15 protein-coding genes and 2 pseudogenes are annotated in these 16,043 nt (G+C 40.5%); 5 read left to right on the plus strand and 12 right to left on the minus strand.

Going from position 1 to position 16,043, the window contains the following annotated elements:
• Positions 1-253: 253 nt before the first annotated feature.
• Positions 254-568, minus strand: coding sequence for a hypothetical protein (locus RMZ43_RS16755; protein WP_322652497.1), 315 nt, complete (start codon positions 566-568; stop codon positions 254-256).
• A 538-nt stretch (positions 569-1,106) separates the two neighbouring features.
• Positions 1,107-2,285, minus strand: a complete 1,179-nt coding sequence (locus RMZ43_RS16760) for a GNAT family N-acetyltransferase (protein WP_322652498.1) — start codon at positions 2,283-2,285, stop codon at positions 1,107-1,109.
• A 52-nt stretch (positions 2,286-2,337) separates the two neighbouring features.
• Between RMZ43_RS16760 and RMZ43_RS16765 the strand changes: the two genes are divergently transcribed.
• The 3 genes from RMZ43_RS16765 to ptsP all read left to right on the plus strand — a co-directional run bounded on the left by RMZ43_RS16765 (position 2,338) and on the right by ptsP (position 6,484).
• Positions 2,338-2,589 (plus strand): hypothetical protein, encoded by a 252-nt coding sequence (locus tag RMZ43_RS16765; RefSeq protein WP_428850744.1) that lies wholly within the window; start codon positions 2,338-2,340, stop codon positions 2,587-2,589.
• Positions 2,590-2,631: 42 nt separating this feature from the next.
• Positions 2,632-3,828: a hypothetical protein gene (locus RMZ43_RS16770; protein ID WP_322652500.1), complete on the plus strand. Its 1,197-nt coding sequence runs from the start codon at positions 2,632-2,634 to the stop codon at positions 3,826-3,828.
• A 94-nt stretch (positions 3,829-3,922) separates the two neighbouring features.
• A complete protein-coding gene (ptsP, locus tag RMZ43_RS16775) occupies positions 3,923-6,484 on the plus strand; it encodes a phosphoenolpyruvate--protein phosphotransferase (RefSeq protein ID WP_322652501.1) in 2,562 nt (853 codons plus the stop codon).
• Here ptsP and RMZ43_RS16780 read toward each other — a convergent pair.
• The 3 genes and pseudogenes from RMZ43_RS16780 to RMZ43_RS16790 form a co-directional block, all read right to left on the minus strand.
• Positions 6,468-6,764: pseudogene (locus tag RMZ43_RS16780) on the minus strand (type II toxin-antitoxin system RelE/ParE family toxin); the annotation flags it as partial. The gene ptsP and the pseudogene RMZ43_RS16780 sit on opposite strands and share 17 nt — an antisense overlap.
• 24 nt (positions 6,765-6,788) lie before the next feature.
• Entirely contained in the window at positions 6,789-7,115 is a 327-nt protein-coding gene (locus tag RMZ43_RS16785; RefSeq protein ID WP_322652502.1) for a type II toxin-antitoxin system Phd/YefM family antitoxin, read from the minus strand.
• A gap of 90 nt (positions 7,116-7,205) precedes the next feature.
• On the minus strand, positions 7,206-7,595 hold the full coding sequence (locus RMZ43_RS16790; protein ID WP_322647184.1) for a hypothetical protein: 390 nt from the start codon (positions 7,593-7,595) through the stop codon (positions 7,206-7,208).
• A 165-nt stretch (positions 7,596-7,760) separates the two neighbouring features.
• Here RMZ43_RS16790 and RMZ43_RS16795 point away from each other — a divergent pair, with 165 nt between their 5' ends.
• Entirely contained in the window at positions 7,761-8,006 is a 246-nt protein-coding gene (locus RMZ43_RS16795) for a hypothetical protein (protein WP_428850745.1), read from the plus strand.
• A gap of 77 nt (positions 8,007-8,083) precedes the next feature.
• On the opposite strand, the gene RMZ43_RS16800 is transcribed toward RMZ43_RS16795, so the two are convergent.
• The 4 genes from RMZ43_RS16800 to RMZ43_RS16815 all read right to left on the minus strand — a co-directional run bounded on the left by RMZ43_RS16800 (position 8,084) and on the right by RMZ43_RS16815 (position 12,298).
• The gene (locus RMZ43_RS16800; protein ID WP_229553069.1) at positions 8,084-8,380 is read right to left on the minus strand and encodes a hypothetical protein; all 297 of its coding nucleotides are present in this window, start codon (positions 8,378-8,380) and stop codon (positions 8,084-8,086) included.
• Positions 8,381-8,560: 180 nt separating this feature from the next.
• Positions 8,561-10,654 carry a TonB-dependent receptor plug domain-containing protein gene (locus RMZ43_RS16805; RefSeq protein ID WP_322652504.1) on the minus strand — a complete coding sequence of 698 codons (2,094 nt, stop codon included), beginning with the start codon at positions 10,652-10,654 and terminating at the stop codon, positions 8,561-8,563.
• Between the two features lie 216 nt (positions 10,655-10,870).
• Entirely contained in the window at positions 10,871-11,416 is a 546-nt protein-coding gene (locus tag RMZ43_RS16810) for a hypothetical protein (protein WP_322652505.1), read from the minus strand.
• 12 nt (positions 11,417-11,428) lie between these two features.
• Positions 11,429-12,298, minus strand: coding sequence for a hypothetical protein (locus tag RMZ43_RS16815; protein ID WP_322647188.1), 870 nt, complete (start codon positions 12,296-12,298; stop codon positions 11,429-11,431).
• Between the two features lie 321 nt (positions 12,299-12,619).
• On the opposite strand from RMZ43_RS16815, the pseudogene RMZ43_RS16820 reads away from it, so the two are divergent.
• Positions 12,620-13,326 (plus strand): annotated as a pseudogene (locus tag RMZ43_RS16820) (Uma2 family endonuclease).
• 11 nt (positions 13,327-13,337) lie between these two features.
• Here RMZ43_RS16820 and RMZ43_RS16825 read toward each other — a convergent pair.
• The 3 genes from RMZ43_RS16825 to RMZ43_RS16835 all read right to left on the minus strand — a co-directional run bounded on the left by RMZ43_RS16825 (position 13,338) and on the right by RMZ43_RS16835 (position 15,727).
• A complete protein-coding gene (locus RMZ43_RS16825; protein ID WP_322652506.1) occupies positions 13,338-14,261 on the minus strand; it encodes a tetratricopeptide repeat protein in 924 nt (307 codons plus the stop codon).
• Between the two features lie 189 nt (positions 14,262-14,450).
• Positions 14,451-14,786 carry a cytochrome c6 PetJ gene (gene petJ, locus RMZ43_RS16830; protein WP_322652507.1) on the minus strand — a complete coding sequence of 112 codons (336 nt, stop codon included), beginning with the start codon at positions 14,784-14,786 and terminating at the stop codon, positions 14,451-14,453.
• 434 nt (positions 14,787-15,220) lie between these two features.
• Positions 15,221-15,727, minus strand: coding sequence for a GNAT family N-acetyltransferase (locus RMZ43_RS16835; RefSeq protein WP_322647191.1), 507 nt, complete (start codon positions 15,725-15,727; stop codon positions 15,221-15,223).
• Positions 15,728-16,043 lie beyond the last annotated feature (316 nt).

A 16,043-nucleotide genomic window follows, 5' to 3' on the forward strand; every position in this document is an offset into this window, starting at 1 on the left:
GAAATAAATTACTACTACTTGTGGGGTGGGCGACACGAGCGCCCATCAACAAGGGCGGACAAGATGTCCACCCCACAAGAAAAGTTAAATGTTTTTTATTTGGAAGTTTCTTATGTTTTGTACAGAGAGAAAGTAAGTGCCAGGTATCGTCACGCCCCAAACTACTAGAAGTCGTACAGAATTCGTCTAAGCAAATCGAGGTATTAAGTTTGATGTGCGGGTGTGAGGTATTATGCAACTGACAACAACCAACTCACAAAGTCCCAGTCTCACCTCCACGACTCACCCCCCAAATCACCCCACCTCCCTTACCAGGCAATCTACCCGGTACTTTAGTCCCGCAATAGTCGTCGGATTCCCAAACCGCCTTAAATTCTGTTTTTGTTAAGTCAAAGTCGGATTCCGCCTTTATTGGTTTTGCTTTTACATCCGCCAAAAGTTCTTTTAATGAGGGTTGGGACAATCCCCCCACAACTTTTGCTGATTCGGAGTCGGAAAGTTCCTCGCAAACTAGAGCTTGCAGATTTTTGTCGTCGGCTGCTTTTGCCTTGATTTTGTTTTTAGTCATAAATTTAATCTTATTAATGTGTTTTGTGTTAATCTCGGAACCTGAGCAACTCGTGAAAACAAGGGTAGTTGCATACAATTATTAATAAGTGAAATATCGAATCCGCAACCTGAGCTACTCTGAAAAATAGAATCCCTTGATGAGAGTGGGAACTTGTGTAATACCAATTCCATTAATGACAGGACTTACGCAAAAATTGCCAAAAAGCTTAATTTATCGAACCGCCAAGACGCCAAGAACGCCAAGAATTGGTAGAGTGTGCGTAAGTCCTAAATGATTGCAACACATCTTTGGGTAAAGACGTGATTCATCACGTCTCTACAAATGGTCGATGAATCGCGTCTCTACAAATGGTCTATTGGTCGGATTCTTTTTTCAAATTGGTATAAATCGCTATTGACTTTATACTGAATATATATCAACCCTAAATAAAATAATCAAGGGTTTATACAAAACAATACAAAATAACTTTTGCAACTTTTGCTTCCCACCTTTTGTTGTTACAAGATAGCGTATAAACCCCCACTATCTACTCACATTAAAAAAAATCAGCCACCCAAGGAGAGCTACCTGCAAATATTTGCGTAGCTGTTGAAATAGCTGTTTCTGTCCCATGCAGTTTTCCGGCTATTTGCAAATGGTAAGGTGTGAACAAACTTGTATATATTGGTGCTAGTTCTCGGATATCTAACTGCAACTCACCTTTTCCACCTCTGGTAACTTCGCCGCGTCCATTGGCGACAGAAAGAATGAATTTACCATTGTTTGCATCTAACAAATTATCTTGAATTTCTAAGTTTAGTTCAGCTTGAATTGCCGATGGATAACCCCGCATCTCCAGCGCCTTGACTACATCTACTACCCGCAGCATCCAACGCATTGTATTCTTAAGTTTGGCAGTTTGCTCTGGTAGCAGCAATGTCAAAGAATCAATTGCAGAACCCCTCCATCGCACTTGCTCAATTTGGGAGCGATGACTGGCAAGAAAAGACCAGAATGTTTGTGCAGCCGCAACTGTAAGAACTACCCAATCTTTTATTCGCAAGATTGTGCCATCCTCTTTTGAATGTTGGCTAAAAAGAATGTAGCCTTCGGGTTTCTCTTTTGTACCAATAAAATATGCGTAAAATGTTTCTTTCTCATCTGGCTGGATTAAGCGTTCCCAGATGGCAGGATGTCGGTCTAAATATCCATGCGTTAATCTGGCCTGCTGCTGATATAGTTCATGAAAGACTTGATGATTGATTGGCACTATTGGTTGCAAAGGTAGGGGTTGCTCTCGTATTTGGATACTTTTAGTCGGAACTTCCCAATTACACCAGCTACCCCCCTGCTCATACCCAACTTTTCGATATAAGCTTTGAACTGCTGGATAAAGAGCAGAGAGCGGTATACCTCTAGCATAAAGTTCTTTGAGGGTGTGCTGCATAAGAGCGATCGCAGCTCCCGAACCGCGATACTCTGGAGCAATGCCCACTACGGCAATTCCTGTCATTGGTACACGCACACCACCCCACCATTGGCCCATATCCAGAGTTGCCAATCCACCAATTAATTGTTCTGACTCACGGATAATGCGGAAGTTTTCTACGCCAAGCAGATTAATGTAAGCTTCCTCGCCACCAAGTCCACTGATGAAACACTGCTCAAAGATACTCGCAAGCTGCTGGATATCCTGGGGATGGGCAAGAGTGCTGTATTCAAATTTAGGCGTCATTTCTTATACCATTAATAATACAAAAGCAAAACTATACTACAACTAAGGTTGCTTGAAATTTGACCTTCTAAGGTTCAACTTTGACCTTCTGAGGCTCAACTTTGACCTTCTGAGGCTCGACGTTGACCTTCTGAGGCTCGACGTTGACCTTTTGAGGTTCAACTTTGACCTTCTGAGGCTCAACTTTGACCTTTTGAGGCTCAACTTTGACCTTCTGAGGCTCAACTTTGACCTTTTGAGGTTCAACTTTGACCTTCTGAGGCTCAAACTTGGACTTCAAAACCTGGGTAATATCAAAATCTAGATTATAATTCCTGAGAAATATTTTTGCCTCAACAAAATACCAATGAATGTTGTCATCAATTTATTGCTTTTTTTACTGCCAATTCTGAGTAGCCTTTGGATTGCTCAAAGTTTCAACCCTCTATCTTCTTATCAGACTCTTCAAACCATAGACGGGGCAGCTATATATAAAAAAGAATTAACAAATGGTAACGAAGCATATTTACAAGTTATTGATCTTCGCAAACTGCAAATAGACCAAATTACCGGAGAGGTAGATAATATGGGTCTAAATGAAGGTAAATATTATAAAGGCGAAGGTGGACATTACAGCCCTTTTTTCAAAACCAAGTTGTTCTCGGAAGTAACAGACGAATATAAAAATCTTTATGCAAACAATGTTTTTTCGATGATTAATTGTTCTTTTTTTGAACAATATGAATCTAGTTCTCAATTATCCTTTCCAATTAAACTCAATGGTGTAGTTATCAGTGGCGGCACTAGCCCTTATGGCCCAATCAAGCAACCAAAAGATAAATACTATAGTAATATTCACCTGAAAGCTCTAGTCTGGAACAGTAAGCAGGCATACATTACCGATTATGACCAGGTTAGCGGTTCGCCTCTCAACCAAAACGCAGTGAAGAATGCAATCGTCACTTACCGATACAGCGATCATCCAGCGAAAGTATTAGCCCAAAACCAAGCGAATAAGTATCAAGTCATGGGTACTTTGAACAAAGATGGTGTTAAGGGTGACGAGCTTTTGTTAATTATGACGGTAAACCAAGCAACTCTGGATGAGGCAGCCGATTTATTACGGAAATTAGGAGTTAAAGGGGATATCATTACCGTTGATGGGGGCAGATCAACTTATTTATTTAATTCCCAGAGCGGAAATATTATTGTTCCACAACTGTCTAATTCACAAGAAAATTCTGCCTTCCGAGACTTACCTCATTATTTGGGACTCCGTAAGAAAACTAAAAATCAGGTTGCACCAAAAATATTGATCAGTCAGCCAGTGAATAAAGTACTTGCAAAAAAAGATCAGCCTTATTTAATATTGTGGCGGGATAATCTTAACGGCGATGTCTCGATTAAGTTGTACGATGGAAACAAACTTATCCAAAACATTTCTTCCCGTACCGCTAGCGATGGAGTTTATGAATGGACACCACGTATTTCTGTAAAAGAAGGCTATTTTATTCGGATTTCTAGCTGGAAAGACCGGAATATTTTCGGGCAGTTGCAACTGTAATCAAAATAAACACTGTTTTTAGCGGTGCGGAATGGGAAAATGAAATGGATAACTAGCTAAACGCAAACCTCTCAACAAGTTTGGCGGTGTGGCAGTGATCGGAATTGTTATCGTTTCTCACAGTAAACAACTAGCTCTAGGTGTGCGGGAACTCGCCGCGCAAATGGTTCAGGGCCAAGTCTCTATAGCTGTTGCAGCAGGTATTGAAGATCCAGAAAATCCACTGGGTACAGATTCCATCCAGGTTTATGAAGCGATCGCTTCTGTTTTCTCTGATGATGGTGTCTTAGTATTAATGGATTTGGGTAGTGCTTTGCTGAGTGCAGAAATGGCAATCGAGTTTTTGCCAGAAGCACAGCAGCAAAAAGTGTATTTGTGTGAAGCACCTCTAGTAGAAGGTGCGATCGCTGCTGTGGTAGCTGCGGCGGCTGGTAGGGATATTCACCAAGTCATGGCGGAAGCACGCGGCGCACTCTTAGCAAAAGCAACTCAATTGGGCGTAGTTAGTAGGCCGTTGTCACTTGTTACTCCAACAACTAATGTAGAATCATCAACGCGAGAAATCCGGCTGATTGTGAGCAATCGCTTAGGATTACATGCTCGTCCCGCAGCGCAGTTTGTGACAACCGCAGCCCGATTTCAATCCCAAATTTTGGTGCGAAATTTAACGAGAAATACTGAGCTAGTTAGGGGTGACAGTATTAACCAAGTTACAACTTTAGGGGTGCGTCAAGGACACGAATTGCTGATTACTGCTACTGGTGCTGATGCAGATGAAGCACTGGAAGCATTACAGGGATTATTCGCAAATAATTTTGGTGAGGCAGCCCGGTCTTGTTGTTCCAACAAAGAGGGACTGCCGAACCCGGAGGGTGAAGATAATGTTGCTTTGAATTCTCCACCAGCATTGCACCATGAAGTGACACCAGCAACTCACGGCGAACTTTCGGGAATTGCTGCTTCTGCTGGAGTTGCGATCGCACCTGTTGTTCATTATCAATCCACACACATTTCGATTACGGAATACCACGTAGACGATCCTGAGCCAGAGTGGCAACGAGTACAAGCAGCAATTCACACCGCCAAACAAGAAATTCAAGCAGTTTTCTCCCAAGCTTCTCTGCAAATTGGTGACGCTGAAGCCGCTATCTTCGACGCTCAACTACTATTTTTAGAAGATCCAGTACTGTTGGAAGCGGCTAAAGAGCGCATTTTTGAACACCATATCAATGCTGAAGCCGCTTGGCAAGCCGTAGTCGATAAAGTAGCGACTTCCTACCGCACACTTGAGGATTCTTATCTGCAAGAGCGAGTTGACGATGTTGTGGATGTCGGGCAAAGGGTGCTGCGATTATTAGCTGGGAATGCCCCTGCTAACCTGCATCTTGAGGAACCTGCAATTTTAGTTGCAACTGATTTAACTCCCTCGGATACCGCAAGACTAGATCCGAGAAAGGTATTAGGTATTTGTACGACTTCAGGTAGTGCCACATCTCACAGCGCAATTATCGCCCGAACATTGGGTATTCCGGCAGTTCTGGGAGTAGATGCCCAGGTGTTGCACTTGGCAGATGGTACACTTATGGCACTTGATGGTGAAAGTGGTAAAGCTTGGGTAGAACCAGAATCACATATCCTAGATTTACTGGCAGCAAAGCAAGAAGCTTGGCAAACTGCCCAACAGGAAGCACGAGCTACAGCACATCAGCCAGCAATTACTCGTGATGGTCGGCAAGTTAGCGTATTCGCCAATATTGGTAGTATAAATGATGTGCAAGTTGCGGTGGCTAGCGGTGCAGAAGGTGTGGGACTACTCCGCACAGAGTTTCTCTATCTGGATAGGACAAGCGCCCCCACAGAACAAGAACAACTAGAAGTGTATCAGGCGATCGCTCAAGTTTTAGATAATCGTCCGTTAATTATTCGTACTTTAGATGTCGGTGGTGATAAGCCGCTTCCTTATCTGAGAGTAGGGTTTCCCGAAGCTAACCCTTTCTTAGGTTGGCGGGGAATTCGTTTCTGTTTGGATCATTTGGATTTGTTCAAAACTCAGCTACGGGCAATTTTGAGAGCTAGTGTAGGACACCAAATTAAGATCATGTTGCCGATGATTGCTAGTGTAACTGAGGTACGCGCAGCTAAAGTAATTTTGGGTGAAGTGCAGGCTGAACTAAATCAAGCTGGTATTTCCTTTGATGCAGCGATGAAAGTAGGAATTATGGTAGAGGTTCCGGCAGCAGTTGCGATCGCAGATAAGTTGGCTGCTGAAGTAGACTTCTTTAGTATAGGGACTAACGATCTGAGTCAGTACGTCATGGCTAGCGATCGTACCAATCCTAGCGTGGCAAATTTAGTTGATGCGCTACATCCAGCCGTGTTAAGAATGGTGCAGCAAACTATCCAAGCTGCTCATGCGGCAGGAATTTCGGTAGGCTTATGTGGAGAATTGGCAGCAGATATTTTAGCAACACCAATTTTATTAGGTTTAGGGTTGGATGAGTTGAGCGTTAATCCTCAAAGTATACCTGGAGTGAAACAGGCGATCGCTCGGTTTAGTATAGTTGAAAGTGAAGCGATCGTGGCATCAGCATTACAACAAGATTCCGCAGAGCATGTTAGAGAACTAATGTCAACTTCAGTTATTCCCCCGGCGTAAATTCGGTGTCTTGAGCAAATATCTTCTCAATATCCCGCGCCCCATGCAAGACACGCATAATTTCAATGCCTCCCTCAACCGTGCGGTAAAAGATGACATAATTTCCAGAAGGAAAGCTCCTGATACCTTCCCCTAACTCAGGGCGGTTACGGCCAATTCCAGGCATAGCAGCAAGTTTCCGAAACAATTCGGTAAAGCGGTTAAGTAATCGTCCCACTATTGCCAGGTCATCCGCAGCTATGTATTCATAGATGTTATCAAGGTCGCTGACTGCTAACGGCGTAAAAGTGTAATATGCTCATTATCAAGTATCAGTCAAAGCAGCTTGATAGCGAGCCTGGAGTTTTGCCATCACTTCTTCCCCGTTTAATAGTTCGCCTCTGTCAGCTTGGTCAATACCCTTTTGAATTTCCTGTTGCAAGCTTTTTAACTTCAATTGGTTTAGTTCCTCTTCAAGCTGCTGCAATCTATTAAGCGTCTCCTGGAAAGTACGAGCATCTTGAACCACCACTGCTGCTTCACCATTCACCGTTAAAACCAGTGGAGCTTTCGTTTCCTTGATTTGCTCAACATAGTTGCTGGCATTGCGCCGGAAGTCCGTTAACGAGTGGATATTTTCAAGGTTAACCATACTAGCACCTAATTAAGTACCTGATTCGATACTATTTTCTTTTGTCCTACGCGTCAACAAAAAAACCACTTGATGGTTTATCAGCACTGTTTAAAATCTGATTCCCAGTTGTCCGTTAAACCCACGAATTGAATTGTAACCAGCACCAACAAAAACGTTATTAGTAGCACTTACCTGAACGCCACCTGAAACTGCAACACCTTTATCTTCTGAATACAGTCCAACTCCTACATAAGGTGAAATTACAGGCAAGCTAATAAATTTTAAAACATCTACTCCCGTAGCACCATCAGGGCCAGTTCCTAGTTCAACTCCAAAATTTAAAGCCCTAGCTCCTACAGCATAAGTTACATCACCATCTTTTCCACCGACTGAAACCCAAGGTTGCGGTATAAGTTGAGCCGATGCTTGACTTGGGGTAAATAAAGCTAATAAACATATAGGTGTAAGTAATGTTTTAGCAATAATCGTTATTTTCACGTTATTTTCTTCCACTAACTAGTGTATTTTAATTGTCTTCTCACAACTGCCCTTACTTCAACCAAATGTTTGGGCATGATGGCTCGTGACGGATTAAACTTCATTTGAGTGCCCGATGAGTGCAATCATTATTTTAGTCATGTAATATTAGTTACAGCAGGAGACGTGATTGCTCAACAAGCAAATGCTGTCGCTCAACAAGCAAATGCGATCGCTCAACAAGCAAATGCTGTCGTTCAACAAGCAAATGCGATCGCCGAACAAGCAAATGAGGTCGCCAAACAAGCAAATGCTGTCGCTCAACAAGCAAATGCGATCGCCAAACAAGCAAATGCGATCGCTCAACAAGCAAATGCGATCGCCGAACAAGCAAATGCTGTCGCTCAACAAGCAAATGCGATCGCTTTATGAAGTATTAAACTTCCATCTGAAACACTTATCTGCATCGCGCATATTTTACATATTTTTTGATACTCACGGTAGCAACCCTACTCAAAAGTGGATACATCTCGCAGTAAACTAGGAATTTCCCCTTGAGATAAAGGAAACTCCAGTAAGGTTTCTCTAAGACCCAAATACCCAGATTCAGCAAACGACAAAAGCATTCGTGAAAGCGCTAGCCAAACCTCCGGTTCGTATTCCCAATCACGATAACGCGAAGCTTTACCAGCAATTGAACGTAGCGCCCAGAAATAAGAGTTCCGCACCACCGAACCACCCTTCTTAAACTCTGGTAAATCTTCGTGGTGAATAAAAAGTATTTGATTTTCAATTTTGGCTCTCATGTAAATTTTATATTTTAGAATCGTAGGTTGGGTTGAACGAAGTGAAACCCAACAAAGCGCCGAAAATATTGGGTTTTGTTCCTCAACCCAACTACGCAGTTTATGGTTTTTGACGCTAACTGAATTGTATTGCATAATAATGTAGAGATTTTGTCATTGCAAAATCTCTACATTTAATACCTAAAAATTAGCGCTTAAACCCAGACGAAAAGTGAATCCAGGGCTGTATATGCGATTAACTCGCTCATATTGCTCACCGAGGAGATTTTCTAAATAGACTGTTAATCCTAAATTGGTAGTTAAAGGAATACGACCAGTCAGATCTAAATTTACGAAAGATGGTGCAAAATCTGTAGGCTTGTCAGTAGAGTTAGCGAAGATGGATCTACGAGCGCCACTATTGTAGGTAACATACAAGTTAGCCTGCCATCCCGCATTTTCATAACCTACACCAGTTTGAAGTACAGAGTAGGGAATTAAACCTAACTGTAAACCTCTCTCTGTACCTGTTTTTATTTGAGCATCTGTATAAGTATAGTTGAGGAAAGTTGACCAGCCTGAAGCAATTCTTAATTGCAAAGCTGCTTCTAAACCATTGGTATCTACTAATCCAATGTTTTCCCATCTTCCAGCGATGACTCCCAAGCGATCGCCTATACTACTACCAAAGTAAGTAAACTGTCCAATTAGATTTTGAGAAAAATTTACATCTACTCCCGCACTCCAAGTAGAGCCAGTTTCCGGTCTTAAATCAGGATTAGGTCTCCAACCATGAACTGTATCATAAACATACAACTGATCTAACCCAGGATTGCGTTGTGCCCCTGCCCAACTTCCACGCACTGCTACTATTGGTGTAACAGCATAACGTAACCCAAAACTAGGGTTGAGATAATTTCCAAACTGGCTGTCAAAGGTTTGCCTTAGCCCTAAATCTATCAGAAAATTATCGCTAATATTCCAAGTATTGACAGCAAATAAAGCTGTATTGAACAAACTCCGATCTTCCTTTTCATTTTCAGCAATACTATTAGGATTTGTACTAAAAACATCACCGATTAAATCAGTGTTTTTCAAATCTAATCCCCAGCGCAATTTGTTATTATAAGTTATTCTCCACTCATGATCGACTCTTGCTGTGAGTTGTTGTGTATCTAAAGACCCTCTACGATAAAATGATACTCCTGTAGGGCCATAGGTGCTAAAATAATCTTGATTATAACCAATTGAGGTTGTAAGATTAGAGCTTTCGCCATTACCTAGTCGAGTTTTCCAAGATAAGCCAACATTTAAATCATCGTGGTCTAATCTATCTCTTTGGAGAGGGAAACCAAAATAAATTAAGCCGCGACGACTGCTGAGTGCAGTAACATCTAAATTCAAAGAATTTTTCTTATCTAAATCTACTCCAATGCTACCAAAATAGGTACTTGTAGCTGTGTCTGCATTGAATAAAAATCCTTGTTCATCACGATTAGCAGCACCTAGAGGGACGCGGTAACGATTATCTGTAAAGAATCTTTCAAAGCTAAAGTTGTATTTGACATTATCAGATGAACCACCATAGGTTACTTGTTGATTATTTAAACTTAATGAGCCAAATTCTGCACTAGCACTCAATTTAGGTTTGCCATAACCTTCCTTGGTGATAATATTTACAACTCCTCCAAAAGTTGAAGAACCATATAAAGCGGAGGCTGTGCCACTATATAATTCTACTCGTTCAATAGCCTCTACAGGAATGCTATTTAGGTCAGTTCCACCATGATAAGTGTTGACATTATTGTTAATTGATCTGCCATTAATCAAAAATACAGACTGATTAATTGAGGCTCCCCGATAGTATGTACCTGTGTGAATATCTGCACCATGACCTACATCATTGATAGCAAAACCAGGCATTCTTTTTAAAATATCAGCTAAACTTGTAGCGCCTTGCTTTTGAATTTCTTCTTTATCAATTACGTAAGTTGGAGTAGATTGAGGTAAGTTGTCTGGTTCTGCGATGACTTCTATAGAAATGTCTGCATCATCGCTCGGAGTTTGCTCTGTTTCTGGCTGATCTGGATTAACTTCACTCGGTGCAGATTGTTGAGTTAATAATTCAGCATTAGTGACGGGTAGCTCAATTTCACTCAAACTCGGAATATCTAAAATAATTTCGGTTGATTCATCAGTATTTATTTGCTCAATTTCACTTTCAGCAGCAAAGCCAGGAGACGCTATCAGTAAACTCGGTAAAGCAACTGTTAGCAACAAAAAATCCTTTTTCACGTTCTCTTTCACACCAACTAAAAATAGCCACCACGTAGTATTGTTGCTGTAATAGTAAAATCATGTCAAAAGACACGCTGTCATATTTCTACGGTTAGATTCCCGATTTCTCTGAGAGTTCGGGTAATTTTGTTGTTCAAAAATAATCAAGTAGGGCTATAGCAGTTTTTAATTGCGTGAATTATGTCCAATTTTTATAGATACAACTTTATAGTTTTAAAAACAATTTTTACTCGCAAGTCTAATGAGAAAACGCAGAGCTTCATTTACTGCTTCCGAATTGGGAAACATTTCTGCAACATCAGGCTCTAAAAAAATTATCAACTTTTCAATATCATTTAAATAATTTTCAGCATTATTTGTATAAATCTGATTTGATTGAGTTTTATGTTGTTTTATACTGATTTGATAAGATGGAGCATTTAATTTATTAACAAGTGATTCCCAACTACTAACTTTCAGGTTAAAGTGAGCCTTTGCATTCCGTAATGTTTTAAACTGTTGCTTTAGAATATCAATAGTATAAATATGCTTTTGAGATACCTGGCTTTCTAGATTAAGGTCTGACTCAACCATATCAACTACTTCAGTAATAAGTCGATCATGGTTTTCGGCAATTTGAGCAGCAGCCCCTAAAATTTTAGAAGTTACTTTTATTTGTATATCAGTCTCTTGTTTAAGGCGATCGGCAATACTGCGAATTTGATCTCCCAACCTCGCTTTACCTTGTTTTTGCGTCGTTGGAAGTGATTTTTTACTCATGAGTATGCTTATTTATTCAGAAAGTATATCTTTAATAGCCAGCCAGATGCGTTTAAACTTTTGTACCAAACCCATAGGATTGTTGGTTGTTTCTTCTTCTACCGAATCAACTAGAGATTGAATCCGATCCATACGCTCTGCTACAACGTAAAGACTGTTTACTGCTTCATCTTTACTTTCTAACGATTCACGCAGTAAAACAACCATCTGGGCAATTTCCCGTTTTAGTCGTTCATTCTCGGTTTTTCGGCGAGTTTCCCAGCCCTTAATACTAGCTTTGGAACGTCGCTCATGCTTGAGTTCTGCTTTAGTTTCATTGTATAAACCTAAATACATTTCTCGTTCAGAGTTTACTACCTCATATTTGGTAAGTAATTCAGTCCCCCTCGCTTTTTCTTCGTTATAGAGGCATAGCGTTTGTTGATGACTTTGTTGTTCATCAACATAGAACTGATAATTTAGAGTGGCTCGCTCTTTTAGCTCATTAGCTTCGAGTTGGCAAGTTTGGATCTCTTGCTGGTGAGCATGAACTAGTTGGGATATTTTCGCTTTTTCTTCGTTGTAAAGGTAGAGCGTCTTTTGATGATTTTCTTGCTCATCAATATAAAAGCGAGAATTTTGAGCGATACGCTCTTTTAGATCATTAGCCTCGATTTGGTAAGTTTGAATCTTTTGCTGAACATGAACTAGCTGTGATGCAGCTTCTTTTGCACGTTGTTCTGCTTCATCGCGTTGAGATGCAACTTCTGCAAAATTGGCGCGAACAGTCATCAATGAAAGTTTAAGCTCATGATAAGAAACTGGTTCTTTCTGCCGTGAGCGAGGATGATTAACAGCATTGTCATAATTAGAATCTTTCCGATCTCCTCTCTTCATTGTCATAGTTTAAGTTCCTATATGAACATTTGTCATATTGAAGTATAAATATTGACTTTAGCCGAGATGAATTAATTTAAGTGTGATCTCGGTTCTACTGGTAATATGATCTCAATCTGTCTTGAAATATCTTTTATTCTGTCTCAAGCGCTCAAATTCCTAGACGTGCGCTCTCCAAGAGGTAAAGATATTCGGCTTCATAAGCAAGCTAGGCTCCAAAAGGTGAAGGGGAATAAGCTTCAAAGTCCCTTACCTTGTAGCAATTACGAATTACGTTAGCATTGAGAAAATTGGAAGCTTTGCAAACACAATAGAAGACAATAAATTATGGTTCAAACTTTACGCAAACTAGTTACATTCGATGAATTCGTTGCTAAATATCCTGACAACACTGGAAAACGTTATGAATTACATGATGGAGTAATAGTTGAAATGTCCCAACCAACAGGCGACCATGAAGAGGTAGTTGGATTTTTAGCCTTTGAAGTTACTAGAGAGTGTATTCGTTTAAATCTCCCCTACTTCATACCCAAAACGGCATTAGTCAAACCGCCTGAAAATGAATCTGCTTACTCACCAGATGTGCTGATATTAAATCGCCCCAATTTGGTAAATGAACCTCTGTGGAGAAAAGAATCTACTGTAAGCCAAGCAGAATCAATACCTTTAGTAGTTGAGGTAGTGAGTCAGTGCGTTGCGCGGGTTCCCCGCGTTGAAGCATCTGACGAACCCGTAGGGTGAGTAGTAATTGGCGTGATGATTATTTAAAAAAAGCTGCTGACTATGAGACTGTATGCATTCCAGAATACTGGATTGTAGACTATGCGGCTTTAGGCGGTAGACGATTTATTGGCAACCCTAAACAACCAACTGTTTCGCTCTACACCTTAGTTGATGGAGAATACCAAGTCAGCCAGTTTCGAGGTAGCGATGCCTGCGGCAACCCCTCCGGGGAACGCATTATCTCACCTCTGTTCCCCGAATTAAATTTAACTCCCGAACAGATTTTTAAAGCCAGTGGATACCCTGTATAACTCTTACAGTTTTAGAAAAGAGCGATTTCCGTTATAGACGAAATTTGTTGTCGCAAACTCTTCAGTAAATCTAGAGTTTTTTCGTAGGCAACTTTTTTGCCTTGCTGTTCATAGTATTCAGATGCTTTTTGTAAATCAGACATCGCTCCTAAATGATATCCTAAGCGATAGTTAGCTACTCCTCGATTAACATAAGCTTGGGCATTACTTGGGTTAAGTCTGATGACTTGAGAAAAATCACGTACTGCACCAAAATTATCTCCATTTCTGCCGCAAGCACAAGCCCGGTTAAAGTAAGCTCTATAATCATTAGCATTGAAACGAATTGCTAAATTAAAGTCGAGCATGGCTGCTTGGATATCTTGCAAGGCAAAATGCGCTAAACCTCTGTCATTATAGATATCTGCAAGCATTAAACTGCTGATTGGGGGAATTTGAGTTAAAGCTAAATTAAAGTCAAGAATTGCCTCCGAGTCTTTCCCATCCCCAGCACGGGCTAACCCTCGGTTGTAGTAAGCTCGAAAATCGGATGGCTTAAGTGCGATCGCTCGATTAAGATCGACAATGGCAGCTGGATAATCCCCTTGTCTGTAGTGTGCTACTCCCCGGTTTAGATAAGCCTCTGAGTTATCCGGTGCAAAATTTATGGCTTGAGTACAATCTGTAACAGCTTGATGGTAATCTTGTAATTGGAGATAAGCCAGACAGCGATCGCTATAAGCTACAGCAAAATCTTTCTCAACGTCAATTGCCTGGTTAAAATTCTCTATAGCTTCCTGGTAATTACCCTGCCGCATCTTATCTACACCCAATTTTAAGAAGTGACTTGCTGTAATTTCGGTAATTAAGATGGGTGCTGAATGTGCAGATAAAGTCAGGAAAGTAAGCGGTAAAACAATAACTACACTGAGAAATAATCGCCACAAATAACTCATAATACCAAATGAGGATAGGGAGTATTGTTTGATATTCTTGGAACAGTCTTTTTGTAAAAACCTTAATCCAAAATTCAAAATCTAAAATCCAATATTGGTATATGCATCCTATTTAACAATTTCGGCAGACTTAAAATTAGCGGGACAAAAAGCCCCGCAAATTCTTAATTATTGAAGTTAGATTTTAGTCTACTTCCAGTCCTTATCTGCTTGTGAAAGCACATAAGCTGTTACATCTTCAATCTGGTTAGCTTTTAAACGATTACCGAAAGCAGGCATGGCATTTTTACCTTTTGTAACTTGGGCGATAATCGCTTCTGCTGAGTACATACCATACTTTTCTAAAGCTTCCTTCTTCAGGTTCTTCGGAGCTTGAACCAGATTTTTACCTCCCGCATGACAAGAGGCACAATTAGCACTAAATACTTTAGCTCCACTAACAGCATCTGCTGCCAAAGCTGGACTACTGAAGGCAAAGGTGAAGATTGCTATGCCTAACAGCATCACTGTAATAATTTTTTTCATGTCGTGTTCTGTCTCTCTCCAATAACAGCTTATTCGCTACGATATCCTTCATAATTGTCAGTTGATGTGCTGCTATAGTCAAATGACAAGCTGTCAAACTTCGCTATCAAGTTTTTTGATACTGCACTAAACCCTCTTAACTTTTTCTTTCTTTCTTTGTGTTCTTTGCGTCCTTTGTGGTTCGTTTTTCTTTCTTGTATTTAAGTATGGTTTAAATTATCCAAAGAAATGTAGACGCAAAGCGGCTTGCCGCAGGTTACTACAGAGACACAGAAAACACAGAGTAATAAGAAAAAGAGAGTTTTTCCGCTACTTTTTTGAGTATTTTTTATTTGGAAGTTCCTTAAAAATAAGGACTAAAGTCCTTATTACAAACTGCTTACCGCTATTATTAGGAATTACGTTAGCAAGGTAAGAGCATCATTCTCAATTTATCAATTGTGAATTATTTGAACAGCCCCTAACTGAGTAAGCGCATCTCCTGTAACACGACAAATTCGCCAATCATCTAATATAGATGCTCCCATACTACGGTAGAATTCTTGGGCTGATTCGTTCCAATCCAGCACACTCCACTCTAAGCGCCCGCAATCACGTTCTATAGCTATCTGAGCTAATTTAGTCAGGAGAGCCTTACCAATACCTTGCCTACGATATTCTGGTAAAACAAATAAGTCTTCCAGATAGATTCCTGGCTTAGTCAAAAATGTTGAATAATTATGAAAAAATAAGGCAAAACCAACAGCTTGACCCGCAGATTCTGCTAAAATCGCTTCTATATATTTGCGCGATCCAAATAAATGCTCCTTAAGTTCCAAAGCATTGCCAGTGACAGCGTGAGATAATTTCTCATACTCAGCCAGCCCCTGAATTAATTTAAACAGTACGCTGTAATCAGTTGGTTCAGCAAAACGCACAATTAAATTGCTATGCAAAGTCATTAGTCTATAGTCTATAGTTCATAGTCCATAGTTTATAGGCAACTGTGCAAGTTTTTTTGACTAATGATTAAAGAAAAGCCGAAAAAAGGTACAAAACGCCCTGTTTTTGCAATTTGCAAGATCCTAGCTCGCCTTCATTCATTAGATATCTTGATTTAATAAAGAGCAACTTTTTTAAGGTGTGTTACGGGCATTTGTCCTAGCGAACCTAAAATCTAGGATGGTACGTTATCGCGTACAATAACGCAACACCATGTTGCTACAACGGATAGCGCAGCGTTAGCGAGTCAGACGCTCCTACGTCGCTCTAAGCGAA

Origin of the sequence: Nostoc sp. CmiVER01 (genome assembly GCF_034531135.2) — a bacterium.
GTDB lineage: Bacteria > Cyanobacteriota > Cyanobacteriia > Cyanobacteriales > Nostocaceae > Nostoc.